Genomic DNA, 13,369 nt, shown 5'->3' on the forward strand with positions numbered 1-13,369 from the left:
CGGAAAGGGGAGGGGAATCAAAGACCTTATTTCCTGCTTTTTGTTAGGCGGAATGTCGGGCCTGCGGTTACTGTGCGGATGGAGCATCTTCCTGCCGGCGTTCGATCGCCACGCCGTCGCCGTCGATCCTCAAATCCACTGGCACACCGCCGATTTCGGTGCCGACCCGCACACTTGAGTCGCCGTTGATCCGAATGTCGGTGTCACCGGAATCCGCGGGTATTTCAGGAATCTCCGGAAGGTCGAGCGGGACAACCGGGCCTTCAGGGTCGGGCGCGCGCGCCGGCTTGCTGGTGCCGGCAGGTTTTTTGGACTGGACCGCCTGTTGCATGAAGTCTTTCCATATCCGCGCGGGCATGCTGCCACCGCTGACTCCCTTGAGAGGGGTATTGTCATCATTGCCGATCCAAACCCCGACGACTAGCCGGTCGTCACCTTCACCAGCATAGCCGACGAACAGGGCATCGCGGTTATTCTGGGTGGTTCCGGTCTTGCCATAATTGGCAATCGACAGCATTGCGCGGCGACCGGTGCCATCGTTGACCGCTGATCGCAGCAGTGTCTCCATATTGGCATGGGTTCTGGATTCATAGCGACCAGGCCAGTCGAACAGCCATTCCCCCCAGGACTGCGTGTCCCGCTTGAAAGCATAAGGTTCGACGGGCCAGCTGTTGCCGGCAACCCCGGCATAGGCCGCGGTCAGTTCCATCAGTGTCATGGTCGATGTGCCGAGGGCGAGGCTGGGGTCATCCTCGGCCAGCGGCGATGTGACCCCCAGATTTCGGGCTTCGCGAATCACTGCCCGGTCGCCGAGCTGGCCAAAAAGGCGAACGGCGGCGACGTTGCTGGATTTGGCGAAAGCCTCTTTCAAGGTGATGGAGCCGCGATAATTTTCTCCGGCATTTTTCGGCAGATAGCCGCCCTTGGTAATCGGCGTGTCTTCAACCATGTCGTCGGGCTGCATCCCGGAACGAAGCGCTGCCAGCCAGACGAACAGCTTGAAGGTCGATCCCGGTTGCCGTCTGGCCTGCGTCACACGATTAAAGGTGGATTTCGCATAATCCTTGCCGCCAATCATCGCCACGACTTCGCCATCCGGGCGCATCGCGACCAGCGCCACTTGTGCCTTGCCCAGCGGTGCGCGGGCGATGGCGCGGCGGGCCATTTCCTGCATCCGGGAGTCCAAGGTGGTGGTCAGGTTCAGCTTTTCATAGCTGAGGTCGGTCAGTTCGCGTGCCTGCGGCATCGCCCAGTCGGCAAAATAGGTGCCGGTGGGCAGGGCGTCTCTGGCCCGCACATCCAGTCTGGCGGTGCCGATGGCGTCCGCTTGCTGCTGGGTGAGATAGCCGGCGCTGACCATCGCAGCCTTGACCAGACTGGCCCGTTTTGCGGCCAGCTCCGGATTGCGGGTCGGTGCGAGACGGGAGGGTGCCTGGACCAGACCAGCGAGCATGATCGCCTGCTCGAGCTTCAGCTTTTCCGGCTGCCTGTAATAATAATGGAGCGAGGCCGCGCGCAGGCCGTAGACATTGTCGCCAAAATAGACGTTGGAAAGATAGCGCTCGAGTATCTCGTCCTTGGTCAGCCAGGCTTCCAGCCAGAAGGCGATCAGCATTTCCCGCGCCTTGCGGGTCAGGCTGCGCTCGGGGGTCAGGAAGGTGGTCTTGGCGAGTTGCTGAGTGATCGTGCTGCCGCCCTGGGTCATGCCGCTGCCGGAGACATTGCTCCACAGCGCGCGGGCCAGTCCGCGGGGATCGACACCCCAGTGCGAATAGAAGCGTCGGTCCTCGATGGACAGGAAGGCGTTGATGACATGGTCGGGCAGCTCGGCAACCCGGACGGGTTCATCGACCACCGCGCCGTTGCGGGCGAAGGGCTGTCCGTCCGATGTCAGCAGCGTGATCTGCGGCGGCGCGATCGGCTGCAGTGATTTGGACAAAGGCGCGGTGATCGCGAGATAGGCGACCAGCAGAATGAAAACGGCCAGGGCCGCTGCGAGACCGCGACTGATCCACCACCATTTGCCATGCGGTTTCTGAAGCGGCGCAATCGGTTCGTCGATGCGCGGCGGAATGGCATCGCCATAGGGTTCGTAAAAGACGGTGTCGGCCGATTCCCTGCGGCCAAATGGCCAATACCAGCGGCGGCTTTTGGTTTCAGAAAAGGAGCGGTCGTGCATTAATCGCTGTATTACAAAAATAATACGCTAGAAGCGAGGGAATTATGCGAACCGCCAACTATGGCTGACGAACTTCAATTTTCGACCAGATGTTCATGAAACCAGGAAGCGAGGTCTTCCTCCGGGAGTTCGCCTGCCGCCAAGGTTTGAACTAAAACAATTGCCTCCTCCCGATCAAACCGCAACTGAAGATCATTCAGTACCAGAAAAGTTCGTGCCAACACCCAGGCGGTGCGCTTGTTGCCATCGGCAAACGGGTGGTTGCGGGCGACGCCAAAAGCGTAAGCCGCCGCCAACGCGCACAAATCACTCTCTCCGTAAAGCCACTTGTTTATCGGTTTTGCCAGAGCGGATTCGAGCAGGCCATGATCACGAACCCCGGATGGCCCGCCATGCTCGGCGAGCTGCCGGTCATGGATGGCAAGTGCAATGTCGGCCTCAAGCCATATTGGCTCGATCCGGTCATCGGTCATTTTGCCAGGACCCGAAGGATGTCGCGATCTTCGCGCATAACGCCTTCGGCGGCCGCCATCTTTTTCTGGAAATCCGGGTTGATCGCGGTCAGCCTGACGCCATCAGGCGACTCACTCAGATAGACGGTATCACCCTGCGACACGCGCAGCTTTTCGAGTAAATCCTTGGGCAGAATCACGCCGGTGGAGTTACCGATTTTGACCAGCTTAAGCGCATGGCCAGCGGGGAGCGGGGTCATCTTGTTCATACAGGCGTTATAACGATTTCAAGGTTAAGCTGCAATCCGCATTATTCCGGAAAGTGCAATCAATCCCTGCAACAAGACCGAGTGTCTAATTAGATTACCCGATAAGATATAATGTTCCGGCAATAATCGAAGATAACAGGCTGTGTCCGCACCTTCTCAAGATATTTGGGTGATCGGCCCAACTGTACTACTTCTGATGCGTCTTACGGTCGCTATGGCCGAAGGATGCACACGAGCACCCCCTTAGATTTAAAACTATTGTGCCAAACGACGGCTAGCAGCCTCAAACACTTCCGCTGGTCCACCTGTCATACACTCGATTGAGTTCTTCTATCCAAAATTGGGTTTGATCTGAGAAATCGCGTCCCCGAGTTTCCGCCATCTCGAAAAATCCTGGACCAGGCTGCATATCACCAGATTTGTGAACAACAACTACCGTCGTTAAGCCTAGCCCGTCCTTATCATCTTCTTCGGCAATTTGACCAAGGAAGTGAGCGAGCCTAGCGTCGTGAGGATCAATGCGGATCGCTTTTAGCTGGCCGACGAGATCAGAGTAAGCGATCGTTTTTTTGCCGCAGCAGTCCGATACATTATCTTACGTGCTTCGTTTTTAGCTTCTTCCCAAACATCTTCATCGAATCCATGGCGGAATGAAGCTCGTCTAATCGTTCATCCCCCCATCACGCTTTCCGGCAGATCCTCGCCAAAGACCCGCTGATAATATTCGGCTACCAGCATCCGCTCCGCATCGTCGCATTTGTTGAGGAAGGAGAGGCGGAAGGCGAAGCCGATATTGTTGAAGATCGCGGCGTTCTGCGCCCAGCTGATCACCGTACGGGGGCTCATCACGGTCGAAATATCGCCGTTGATGAAACCCTGACGCGTCAGGTCGGCGACCTTGATCATATTCTCGACCGTGTCGTCGCCGGCATCCGGCACTTTCGACAGGATCACCTTGGCTTCGGTCGCGGCGGGCAGATAGTTCAGCGTGACGACGATGTTCCAGCGGTCCATCTGGCCTTGGTTGATCTGCTGGGTGCCGTGATAGAGTCCGCTGGTGTCGCCAAGACCGACCGTGTTGGCGGTCGCGAACAGGCGGAAATAGGGATTGGGGCGGATCACCCGGTTCTGGTCGAGCAGAGTGAGCTTGCCTTCGGCTTCCAATATCCGCTGGATCACGAACATCACGTCGGGGCGACCGGCGTCATATTCGTCGAACACCAGAGCGGTCGGCGTCTGCAGCGCCCAGGGCAGCAGGCCTTCACGGAATTCGGTGACCTGCTGGCCGTCTTTCAGGACAATCGCGTCGCGACCGACGAGGTCGATCCGGCTGATATGCGCGTCGAGGTTGATCCGGATACAGGGCCAGTTGAGGCGCGCGGCGACCTGCTCGATATGGGTCGATTTTCCGGTGCCGTGATAGCCCTGGACCATGACCCGGCGGTTGAAGGCGAAGCCGGCCAGGATGGCGGTCGTGGTTTCGGGATCGAAAATATAGGAGGGATCGAGATCAGGGACCCGTTCGTCCCGTTCGCTGAAAGCGGGGACCTGCATATCCAGATCAATGCCAAATATTTCACGCGCATCGACCATTTTGTCCGGTGCGTCCATGATGGTTTCGCCGCTCGTGTCGAGATTTGTATTTGGTATTTCAGTCATGTTCGCCCTTCGAAATTACTCATCCGCTACCCCCAAACCCTATCATCGGGCCCGTCGAACGACGTTCATCAAAATCGACAGGCGTCGAGGACATGAAGCGTCCGTCGACAAGGTCGGGACCATCGGGATTGGATTCTCATCGAAAATCCGGTGATTGCTTAAGCTGCGTATAGGCCTCGATCACTTTTGCCAACTGTTTCTCGTGGCTGCGGTTACCACCGTTGCGATCGGGATGATATTTGCGGACCAGCGCAGAATAGGCGCGGCGGATGTCTGCCCGGTTGATGGTCTGGCGACCATCGTCGCCTAGTCCTAGCGTCTTCAGCGCTTTTTGGTCGGCGCTGGAGAGGGCAGGGCCAGTCCTTTGCGGGCGATGGATACCGCCGGCAAATCGTGCGCCAATGGCATCGAGCGGATCGGTAAAATCGCTCCAGGCCGGGGGCACATGCGGTCCGGTATCATAGACTCGACGGGCCGAGTCCCATCCGCGTACCGGATGCTGGGCTTCGAAAATCTGGTCATGGTCCATGCCGGCAAAATAATCATAGCCCTGATTGAATTCGCGGACATGGTCGAGGCAGAGCCAGCGATATTCGCCGGGCCCGTCGCTGCTGCGGCTGCTGCCATAGATCGGGGGCGCGCGAAACTCGCCGCTTTCTTCACATCCTTCGATTGCGCAGGTTCGGCCTTCGCTTTCGACGCGGCCATGAAAGCGGTTCGGTTTTCTTTTGGGGGATGGTTCAGTCAAATTCGGGTCGGGCTGGGCTTTTCCTAGCCAGTCTGTCCTTATGTTTTGAAACGCCGCTGAGCCATGCTCGACCTTCGGTTCGACAGGCTCAGGGCGAACGGTTATAGTCTATATCGAAAAAGCAATATGGAGATTCGATGCCCAAAGGTCCAGTCCACAGCGAGATAGAAAAGCGGCTCACCGCCGAACTTGCGCCGACATCGCTGAACGTCATCAACGACAGCGCCAGCCACCACGGTCACGCCGGCGACGACGGCAGCGGGGAATCGCATTTCACCGTCGAGATCGAGTGTGCCGCCTTTGCCGGACAATCGCGGCTCAATCGTCAGCGCATGGTGAACAAGGCGCTGGGCGACATGATGCGCGACAAGGTCCATGCGATGGCGATCAAGGCGAGGGCACCGGGGGAGTGAATTAATTCTTCTCCCGTGAGGGAGAAGGATACGAAGGCTTGCCGCCGGAGCTTCGCGCAGGCGGTTAGGCGCAGTTGGATGAGGGCGTTCTGATTTCGAGATTTTGGAACACCCTCATCCAGCTCCGACTAGGCAGCAAGCTGCCAAGTCTGCACATCCTTCTCCCTCACGGGAGAAGGGGTTACGGGCAGTGCAACTAGAGGAAGGAACCCCAATGATCGGCAAAGTCAATCTGGCCGACGCCTTTGCCAGCTTTTCCGATCACTGGTCGCCGAAGATTGCCGGCGATATCAACGATATGCAGGTCAAGCTTGCGAAGTTTGAAGGCAAGTTTGACTGGCATCATCATAAGCGGGAAGACGAGATGTTCCTGGTCGTCAAGGGCCGGATGCGCATGGGGTTGCGCGACGGAGATATCGACCTTGATGAAGGCGAGATGATCATCGTGCCGCATGGCGTCGAGCATCGGCCGGAAGCGTTGACTGCCGAATGCCATGTGCTGATGCTGGAACCCCGCACGACGCTGAACACCGGCAATGTCGTGACCGAGAAAACCGTCACCGAACTGGATCGACTATGAGCGCTATTACACAGACCATCACCCCCACCACCCACGATCTCGGTGCCTTCAAGGTCCGCCGGGTGCTGCCGTCGCGGCACCGCCGGATGGTGGGGCCGTTTATCTTCGTCGACGAATTCGGACCCGCAAGTATGCCCGAAGGTCCGGGTATGGCCGTGCGGCCGCATCCGCATATCAATCTGGCGACGGTGACCTATCTGTTCGAGGGCGCGATCGACCATCGCGACAGTCTCGGTACCTTCGCGACAATCCGTCCCGGCGCGGTAAACCTGATGACGGCGGGCAGGGGGATTGTCCATTCGGAGCGGTCGCCGCTGGAGATTCGGGACATTGAGAAACCGATGTTCGGGATGCAGACCTGGCTGGCGCTACCCGACGGCAAGGAAGAAATGGATCCGGCGTTCGAGAATGTCGGCACCGCGGATTTGCCGATTATCGAGGATAGCGGCGTGAAAGCGCGGATCATCATGGGAAACCTATGGGGACAGACGGCGCCGACCACCTGCTATGTCGAGACCATCTATGCCGATATGCTGCTGTCCGCCGGTAGCGCGATCCCGATCGATGCCGAGGCGGATGAACGGGCAGTGATGCTGGTCGATGGCGAAGGCGCGCTGGACGGGGTGTCGCTCGATAAATATCAGCTCTACGTGATTGCGCCGGGTGCGAAGGTCTCGCTGTCCTCGGGATCGGGCGGTCGTGCGATGCTGCTCGGCGGTGAGGCTTTTGCCAGCGAGCGGCATGTCTGGTGGAATTTTGTCTCGTCGAGCAAGGAACGGATTGAGCAGGCCAAGGCCGACTGGTTTGAAGGGCGCTTTCCGGTGGTGCCGGGGGATCCGGATGAATTTATTCCGTTGCCCGAGGGACAGCCGAAGACGGTTACGGATTGATTGATCCTCTCCCATAGGGAGAGGCAACAAGCCTTGGCAATTTATTGCCTTAGGCGCAGTCGGTGAGGGGTTTTAACTCTTCAGAGTCGGAAACCCCTCACCGAGTTCCACTAGTCAGCAAGCTGACAAGTTCCACTTGCCTCTCCCTATGGGAGAGGGCAGTTCAACCTTGCGGCGTTCTAGCCTTCAAACCACTCGACCCAGGCGCCGTGGGCATGGGCGCGGCCTAGCAGCGCCGGTTCTTCACCGCCGGGCCAGTAGCGGATGATCAGTTCGTGGCTGAAGGTCTTGCGGTTGGTCTCCAGCGATATCCAGGCGAGCGGTTTCTCCGCCGTCGCTGCTTTGCCCGCCGTTTCCATGGCGGTTGTGATCCGGTCCTTGGTAGTCTGTGGCAGATATTGCCAGACGATCGAATGCATCAGCACCCGGGTCACGCCGCTTTGTTGGGGAAGGGGTAGCTGTTCCTCAACCCAGTCGGCGGCATCTGCCTTTGTCAGGTCGGGCGGGTCTTGTTTGGCCAGCGCAATTGAGGCTTCCATCCGCTTGAACCGCTCCGGCATTTCCGGCCAGATATAGCCTTTCAGCCGCGCAGCGGTTTCGGCGTCGGTGAGATCGATCGGATTCTGGTCGCAGCCGCGGGCGCTGACGATCTCCACCGGTGCCTCGGGCGGAGGCGGGCCGCGCCATTCCGGCTTTATGCGCATCGGCGAATTTTCCGGTCCGGCCTGAACACCGTTCAGATCGTAGTGATAGCGTCCCATCATTGTGTTGACGCCGGCGCTGGCACCGAGCTCAAGCAGCTCGAATCGAGACCCGACGCGTCCCGACAGCCACAGCAGGGCAGCCATGAAATTGGCCGAGCGGCCGGATTCGTTGGTTTGGGGCGGGCCGTCAAACCAGGGCAGCAATTCGGCGTCATGATCGGCGACGACTTGGCCGACCAGCTTGTCGATCTGATCCTGATCGGTGATCCGGCCCTCGTAAATGTCGCCCAAGCGCGGTTCCTTGTCGGTTAGATAGAGATAGTGGAGGCCACCGGTGAGGCGGAGCGGCATCGCGTCTTCCATCGGTTTTCTCGGCCAGTGCGTGATCTTTTGACCGCAGGCGGTGGGGCCGTCGATCAGCGCCAACTGGGCCAGGATGATCGAGGCGGTTACCGGCGCATCATTGCGCAGGCAATGTTCGGCCTGACCGCGCATTCCCTGCGCGATATCTTCGATGTCCAAAATGTCCATAACTCGTTGCCCTTTCATCTGCGAACCCGTAAAGCCGCGGCCAATATGGCCAAACCACTGATCTTTGCGATTCCGAAAGGGAGGATTCTCGACGATGCTTTACCGCTTCTGGAGCAGGCGGGTATCGTGCCAGAGGACGCCTTTTTTGACAAGTCCAACCGCAGTCTGAAATTCGCGACCAATCTGCCGCATATGGGGATTATCCGGGTGCGAGCGTTCGACGTCGCGACCTTTGTTGCCCATGGCGCGGCGCAGATCGGTATCGTCGGATCGGACGTGATCGAGGAATTCGGTTACAGCGAGCTTTACGCGCCGGTTGATCTTGGCATCGGTCGCTGCCGTCTGTCGGTGGCGCAGCCAAAGGATGATGCGGAAGAGGTGGCGAATATCTCGCATCTTCGGGTGGCGACGAAATATCCCAATCTGACCAGCCGCTATTTCGAGAGCAAGGGCATTCAGGCCGAATGCGTCAAGCTGAACGGGGCAATGGAACTGGCGCCGTCGCTCGGCCTGTCGCGGCATATCGTCGATCTGGTCGAATCGGGAAACACGTTGAAAGCGAATGATCTGGTTGAGACTGACCGGATCCTGGACATCTCGGGCCGGCTGGTCGTCAATCGCGCGGCGTTCAAGATGCGCAGCGCCGAGCTGACACCGCTGGTGCAGAAGTTTCGCGAGCTGGCGGGGCAGATCTGATGACGTTCCGGATGGCCATCACCGACCCCGGTTTTGCCGAAGCCTTTGACGCGCTGGTCAATGCGCGGCGGGAGGCGGATGCGGATGTCTCGGCGGATGTGAAGGCGATCATTCAGGAGGTTCGGGATCACGGCGATGCGGCGCTGGCGCGGCTGACCAGCAAGTTTGACGGGCATGATTTGGAGCAGACCGGCTGGCGTGTCGACAAGGCCGAATCGGCAGCAGCATTGGAAGGTTTGGAAGCATCTTTGCGGGTTGCGCTGGAACTGGCAGCCTTGAGAATTCGTGATTACCATGAAGGGCAAATCCCTGAAAACAGGGACTATATGGATGAAGCAGGGGTGCGGATCGGTGCCCGGTGGAACGCCGTCGAGCGCGCTGGCATCTATATTCCCGGCGGTCGTGCGGTCTATCCGTCTTCGGTGCTGATGAACGCGATCCCGGCGAAAGCGGCGGGAGTCGAGCATGTCATCATGGTAACCCCGGCTAATGGCGGCGCGATCAACCCGCTGGTGCTGGCGGCGGCAGAACTGGCCGGAGTCGACGAAATCTGGCGGATTGGCGGTGCGCAGGCGGTTGCCGCGCTGGCTTATGGTACAGAAAAGATCAAACCGGTCGATGTGATCACCGGTCCCGGCAATGCCTGGGTGGCGGAAGCCAAGCGGCAGGTGTTCGGAGTGGTCGGCATTGATATGGTTGCTGGCCCGTCCGAGATTGTGGTGGTTGCCGATGGCAAAAATGACCCTGACTGGATCGCCGCCGATCTGCTGAGCCAGGCAGAGCATGATCCGACCAGCCAGTCGATATTATTCACAGATGATCCGAAGTTTGGCGATCAAGTCGCTGTGAAAATAGAGAAACAATTGGCAGATTTGGCGACGTCCGAAACCGCTACGACCAGCTGGAACGACAATGGTGCGATCATCATTGTTGATCGGCTCGAACAGGCGTTGCCTCTGGTCGATCGGCTGGCGGCGGAGCATCTGGAACTGGCCGTCGACGATCCCAATGCATTGTTCAGGAAAGTCCGCCATGCCGGATCGGTCTTCCTTGGCCGACATACGCCCGAAGCGGTTGGTGACTATGTTGCCGGCCCCAACCATGTGTTGCCAACCGGGCGGCGGGCGCGTTTCTCGTCCGGCCTTTCGGTGACCGATTTCATGAAACGCACCAGTTTTATTCGCTGCGACGAACAGGCGCTGGCCAATATCGGTCCGGCAGCGGTTGCTCTGGCAGAAGCGGAGGGTTTGCCTGCCCACGCCGCCAGCGTACAGAAGCGGCTTGACCGGCGCTGACCATCAACAGAAAGACTATGCCCATGACCATCTCCCTATATGATGCCGTAATCCCGAGCCAGCTGCAGATCATTGCCGCGGTTCGCAAGCTGGTCGACAAGGCCAAGGCCCATTGCGAGGAAAGCGGAACCGCGGCGGAAGAGATTATCGGGGCGCGGCTGATCGAGGATATGCAGCCCTTTTCCTATCAGGTAAAATGCTGCCGCGAACATTCGCTCGGCGCGATCGAAGCGGTGCGGGAAGGCGTGTTTACGCCCAGCCTGGCTGCACCCCCGAGCGACTGGGCTGGTCTCTACGAAAAGCTCGACGAAGCAAAGGCCGGGCTGGAAGCGGTCAGCGAAGAAGAGATGGAGGGCTTTGTAGGCCAGCATATGGAATTCCGTTTCAAGGACACGGTGATGCCGTTCACGGCGGAGAATTTCCTGCTGAGCTTTGCCCAGCCCAATTTCTATTTCCACGCCACGACGGCCTATGACCTGCTGCGCGAGCGCGGGTTCAAGATTGGCAAGCTCGACTTTATCGGCATGCCGCGGATGAAACGCGCATGACCGCGAAATCGACATCCCGATCCGCCGCGCGTCTGGCTGCGGTGCAGGCGCTGTTCCAGCACCAGATGGAAAAGACGCCGGTGCCGAAGCTGCTCAAGGAATTTCACGACCACCGGCTGGGCCATGAAATCGAGGATGACCAATATCATCCGGCCGAGCGCGACTTTTTTGATGATCTGGTGATCGGTGTCACGTCGCGGCTGGAGGAAATCGACCAGCTGGTGGCATCGAAACTGGCTTCCGGGTGGACGCTGGGACGGCTCGACAAGACGATGCTGCAGATCCTGCGCTGCGGGACCTTTGAATTGGTCGCACAAGAGGACGTGCCGGTCGCAACGGTGATTGACGAATATCTTGATGTTGCCCATGCCTTTTTCAGCAAGAAGGACGCCGGTTTTGTAAACGGGCTGCTGGACAGCATAGCAAAGCAGGTACGGAGCTGATCAAAGCCCCGGCCGAGACTGGGGAAGTGATTGTCTGATTATCTGAAACGACTGGATCCCGCCTTCCGCGACATGATCGTGGCAGATGGCCCTTATATATATGATATCCTGAAAACGGACGTAGGGGCGGCGAGAGCGGCGCTGGACCAGATGTTCGCGCTGCTGGCGGCCGATCTGCCGGAATATGACGGGCAGAAGGACGAATATCACATTCCCGGTCTGGAGGACGATCCGGACATTTCGGTGATCGAATATCGCGCACGGGACCCCCTCTATCCGGACTGTGTCATCATCTGGCTGCACGGCGGCGGCTATGTGATGGGCAGCGCCGATGATCTTTCGGCCCAGGGCTATTCCACCCTCGCACCGGTCATCTCGGTCGATTACCGGATGGCCCCCGAGCATCGCGCGCCGGCAGCAGCACGTGACGTCTGCGCCGTGATCGAACGGGTGGCGGAAAACCGGAAGCCGCGCAAAATCATCCTGGCCGGACCGAGTGCAGGCGGTGGGCTGGCGGCGAGCGCTGCGCTGCTCAACCGTGACCGGGGCGGCCCGGATATTGCGTTCCAGCTGCTGATCTACCCGATGCTTGATGATCGCCACGACACGCCGTCAGGCCAGACCGACATTCCGCCTTCTACCTGGAATCGCGAGACTTCGCTGCACGCCTGGTCGCTGTACGCCGAGGAAGAGGGGGCCAGCCCCTATGCCGCAGCGGCGCGGGCAACCGATCTTTCAGGTCTGCCCCCCGCCTATATCATGTGCGGCGATCTCGACCTGTTTCTCGACGAAGATATTGCATATGCCAACCGGCTTCGTTCATCCGGTGTTCCGGTTGAGCTTGCTATCTACCCCGGAGCCCCGCACGGATTCAACGGATTTGCCCCCCAGGCAGCGGTCAGCAAGCGCGCCAACGCTTCCATCAGAATGGCACTGGAGCACGCCCTGTCTTGAGCGAAACTGATTTTATTGACCGGTTGAAGGCGATCACCACACACCCCGCTGCGCGCGGACTGACCGACGATGTCGCGATGATGCCGTTCGGGCGGCACAAGCTGGTGATGACTCATGACATGATGGTGGAGGGTGTTCATTTTTTGCGCGACGCCGATCCCGCCGATGTGGCGTGGAAGCTGGTTGCGGTAAATCTGTCCGATCTCGCTGCCAAGGGCGCGAAACCGCTTGGTGTGCTGCTTGGCTATGGGCGGACGTCCGGCGATCAATGGGATGCAGCCTTTGTGGAAGGCCTGAAGCAGGCAATCGACCGTTTTGGCGTGCCGCTGCTTGGCGGTGACACCGTGGCGATGGGCGACAATGCGCCGCGGACCTTCGGGCTGACGGCGATCGGCGAAGCAAAGGGCCATATCGTGCCTTCGCGCAGCAATGCGAAGCCCGGGCACGCGGTCTATGTGACGGGCAGCATCGGTGATGCCTGGGCCGGTTTGCAAATCGCGTCGGGAGCCCTGCGGTCTTCGGACATCGACACAACCGCATTTCTGCTGAAAGCGCACACGCGGCCGACGCCCCGGCTGGAAGAGGGCCGGATATTGTCCAACTTGGTCAGCAGCATGATGGATATCTCCGACGGACTGTTACTCGACGCCTCGCGCATTGCCGAAGCCAGCAGCGTGCTGATCGAAATCGACCTTGCAGAAGTACCATTGTCCAGACAGTTTCAGGCGCTCGTCGGCGATGATCATGACGCCCGCATCCAGGCAGCGACGGGGGGAGATGACTATCAACTATTGTTCACGGCCAGTCCCGAAACCGTTCTGTCGATTCCGATGACGTGCGTGGGTTTCTGTCGGCCCGGTTCGGGCTTGCAATTGCACAGCCATGGTGAACGGCTGGAACTGCCCGCGCATCTGGGTTTCATGCACGCCTGAGCCAGCCCGGCGCTTTCTGCAATGAAGGCTTGTTCCACCGTTCGCAGCCCTGTCAAAACATCGCTTGCACGCGCCG

15 protein-coding genes are annotated in these 13,369 nt (G+C 59.1%); 9 read left to right on the forward strand and 6 right to left on the reverse strand.

Going from position 1 to position 13,369, the window contains the following annotated elements:
- Positions 1–67 precede the first annotated feature (67 nt).
- The 5 genes from ACN0WW_RS15270 to ACN0WW_RS15290 all read right to left on the reverse strand — a co-directional run bounded on the left by ACN0WW_RS15270 (position 68) and on the right by ACN0WW_RS15290 (position 5,307).
- On the reverse strand, positions 68–2,179 hold the full coding sequence (locus ACN0WW_RS15270) for a transglycosylase domain-containing protein (protein ID WP_417613732.1): 2,112 nt from the start codon (positions 2,177–2,179) through the stop codon (positions 68–70).
- A gap of 74 nt (positions 2,180–2,253) precedes the next feature.
- Complete coding sequence (locus ACN0WW_RS15275; protein ID WP_417613733.1) at positions 2,254–2,652, reverse strand: type II toxin-antitoxin system death-on-curing family toxin; 399 nt, start codon at positions 2,650–2,652, stop codon at positions 2,254–2,256.
- Complete coding sequence (locus ACN0WW_RS15280) at positions 2,649–2,900, reverse strand: AbrB/MazE/SpoVT family DNA-binding domain-containing protein (protein WP_417613734.1); 252 nt, start codon at positions 2,898–2,900, stop codon at positions 2,649–2,651. The genes ACN0WW_RS15275 and ACN0WW_RS15280 overlap by 4 nt, the downstream gene beginning before the upstream one ends.
- 669 nt (positions 2,901–3,569) lie before the next feature.
- A complete protein-coding gene (cobS, locus tag ACN0WW_RS15285) occupies positions 3,570–4,559 on the reverse strand; it encodes a cobaltochelatase subunit CobS (protein ID WP_417613735.1) in 990 nt (329 codons plus the stop codon).
- A 136-nt stretch (positions 4,560–4,695) separates the two neighbouring features.
- Complete coding sequence (locus ACN0WW_RS15290) at positions 4,696–5,307, reverse strand: J domain-containing protein (RefSeq protein ID WP_417613736.1); 612 nt, start codon at positions 5,305–5,307, stop codon at positions 4,696–4,698.
- A 137-nt stretch (positions 5,308–5,444) separates the two neighbouring features.
- On the opposite strand from ACN0WW_RS15290, the gene ACN0WW_RS15295 reads away from it, so the two are divergent.
- The 3 genes from ACN0WW_RS15295 (at position 5,445) to ACN0WW_RS15305 (ending at position 7,190) form a co-directional block, all read left to right on the forward strand.
- Positions 5,445–5,720 carry a BolA family protein gene (locus ACN0WW_RS15295; protein WP_417613737.1) on the forward strand — a complete coding sequence of 92 codons (276 nt, stop codon included), beginning with the start codon at positions 5,445–5,447 and terminating at the stop codon, positions 5,718–5,720.
- Between the two features lie 214 nt (positions 5,721–5,934).
- Positions 5,935–6,300 carry a cupin domain-containing protein gene (locus ACN0WW_RS15300; protein ID WP_417613738.1) on the forward strand — a complete coding sequence of 122 codons (366 nt, stop codon included), beginning with the start codon at positions 5,935–5,937 and terminating at the stop codon, positions 6,298–6,300.
- Positions 6,297–7,190 carry a pirin family protein gene (locus tag ACN0WW_RS15305; protein ID WP_417613739.1) on the forward strand — a complete coding sequence of 298 codons (894 nt, stop codon included), beginning with the start codon at positions 6,297–6,299 and terminating at the stop codon, positions 7,188–7,190. Before ACN0WW_RS15300 ends, ACN0WW_RS15305 begins: the two co-directional genes overlap by 4 nt.
- 179 nt (positions 7,191–7,369) lie before the next feature.
- On the opposite strand, the gene ACN0WW_RS15310 is transcribed toward ACN0WW_RS15305, so the two are convergent.
- Positions 7,370–8,425, reverse strand: a complete 1,056-nt coding sequence (locus ACN0WW_RS15310) for a DUF2332 domain-containing protein (protein ID WP_417613740.1) — start codon at positions 8,423–8,425, stop codon at positions 7,370–7,372.
- Between the two features lie 45 nt (positions 8,426–8,470).
- On the opposite strand from ACN0WW_RS15310, the gene hisG reads away from it, so the two are divergent.
- From hisG to thiL, 6 genes are read left to right on the forward strand one after another with little or no spacing between them, the layout of a single operon-like run.
- Entirely contained in the window at positions 8,471–9,121 is a 651-nt protein-coding gene (hisG, locus tag ACN0WW_RS15315; protein WP_417613741.1) for an ATP phosphoribosyltransferase, read from the forward strand.
- A complete protein-coding gene (hisD, locus tag ACN0WW_RS15320) occupies positions 9,121–10,416 on the forward strand; it encodes a histidinol dehydrogenase (protein WP_417613742.1) in 1,296 nt (431 codons plus the stop codon). The genes hisG and hisD overlap by 1 nt, the downstream gene beginning before the upstream one ends.
- Before the next feature lie 23 nt (positions 10,417–10,439).
- Positions 10,440–10,964 (forward strand): DUF1993 domain-containing protein, encoded by a 525-nt coding sequence (locus ACN0WW_RS15325; RefSeq protein WP_417613743.1) that lies wholly within the window; start codon positions 10,440–10,442, stop codon positions 10,962–10,964.
- On the forward strand, positions 10,961–11,407 hold the full coding sequence (nusB, locus tag ACN0WW_RS15330; RefSeq protein WP_417613744.1) for a transcription antitermination factor NusB: 447 nt from the start codon (positions 10,961–10,963) through the stop codon (positions 11,405–11,407). The genes ACN0WW_RS15325 and nusB overlap by 4 nt, the downstream gene beginning before the upstream one ends.
- A gap of 30 nt (positions 11,408–11,437) precedes the next feature.
- Positions 11,438–12,361 carry an alpha/beta hydrolase gene (locus tag ACN0WW_RS15335; RefSeq protein ID WP_417613745.1) on the forward strand — a complete coding sequence of 308 codons (924 nt, stop codon included), beginning with the start codon at positions 11,438–11,440 and terminating at the stop codon, positions 12,359–12,361.
- Positions 12,358–13,293: a thiamine-phosphate kinase gene (gene thiL, locus ACN0WW_RS15340; RefSeq protein WP_417613746.1), complete on the forward strand. Its 936-nt coding sequence runs from the start codon at positions 12,358–12,360 to the stop codon at positions 13,291–13,293. Before ACN0WW_RS15335 ends, thiL begins: the two co-directional genes overlap by 4 nt.
- Positions 13,294–13,369: the final 76 nt, after the last annotated feature.

This window comes from Parasphingorhabdus sp. (genome assembly GCF_048269865.1).
In the GTDB taxonomy this organism is placed as follows: Bacteria; Pseudomonadota; Alphaproteobacteria; order Sphingomonadales; family Sphingomonadaceae; genus Parasphingorhabdus.

What these genes read in the sequence shown, in the direction of transcription:
- cobS (WP_417613735.1), bottom strand. Translation starts at nt 4,559, where the DNA reads ATGACTGAAATACCAAATACAAATCTCGACACGAGCGGCGAAACCATC.
- ACN0WW_RS15275 (WP_417613733.1), bottom strand. Translation starts at nt 2,652, where the DNA reads ATGACCGATGACCGGATCGAGCCAATATGGCTTGAGGCCGACATTGCA.
- ACN0WW_RS15270 (WP_417613732.1), bottom strand. Translation starts at nt 2,179, where the DNA reads ATGCACGACCGCTCCTTTTCTGAAACCAAAAGCCGCCGCTGGTATTGG.
- ACN0WW_RS15310 (WP_417613740.1), bottom strand. Translation starts at nt 8,425, where the DNA reads ATGGACATTTTGGACATCGAAGATATCGCGCAGGGAATGCGCGGTCAG.
- hisG (WP_417613741.1), top strand. Translation starts at nt 8,471, where the DNA reads ATGGCCAAACCACTGATCTTTGCGATTCCGAAAGGGAGGATTCTCGAC.
- hisD (WP_417613742.1), top strand. Translation starts at nt 9,121, where the DNA reads ATGACGTTCCGGATGGCCATCACCGACCCCGGTTTTGCCGAAGCCTTT.
- ACN0WW_RS15305 (WP_417613739.1), top strand. Translation starts at nt 6,297, where the DNA reads ATGAGCGCTATTACACAGACCATCACCCCCACCACCCACGATCTCGGT.
- ACN0WW_RS15325 (WP_417613743.1), top strand. Translation starts at nt 10,440, where the DNA reads ATGACCATCTCCCTATATGATGCCGTAATCCCGAGCCAGCTGCAGATC.
- nusB (WP_417613744.1), top strand. Translation starts at nt 10,961, where the DNA reads ATGACCGCGAAATCGACATCCCGATCCGCCGCGCGTCTGGCTGCGGTG.
- ACN0WW_RS15300 (WP_417613738.1), top strand. Translation starts at nt 5,935, where the DNA reads ATGATCGGCAAAGTCAATCTGGCCGACGCCTTTGCCAGCTTTTCCGAT.
- ACN0WW_RS15295 (WP_417613737.1), top strand. Translation starts at nt 5,445, where the DNA reads ATGCCCAAAGGTCCAGTCCACAGCGAGATAGAAAAGCGGCTCACCGCC.
- ACN0WW_RS15280 (WP_417613734.1), bottom strand. Translation starts at nt 2,900, where the DNA reads ATGAACAAGATGACCCCGCTCCCCGCTGGCCATGCGCTTAAGCTGGTC.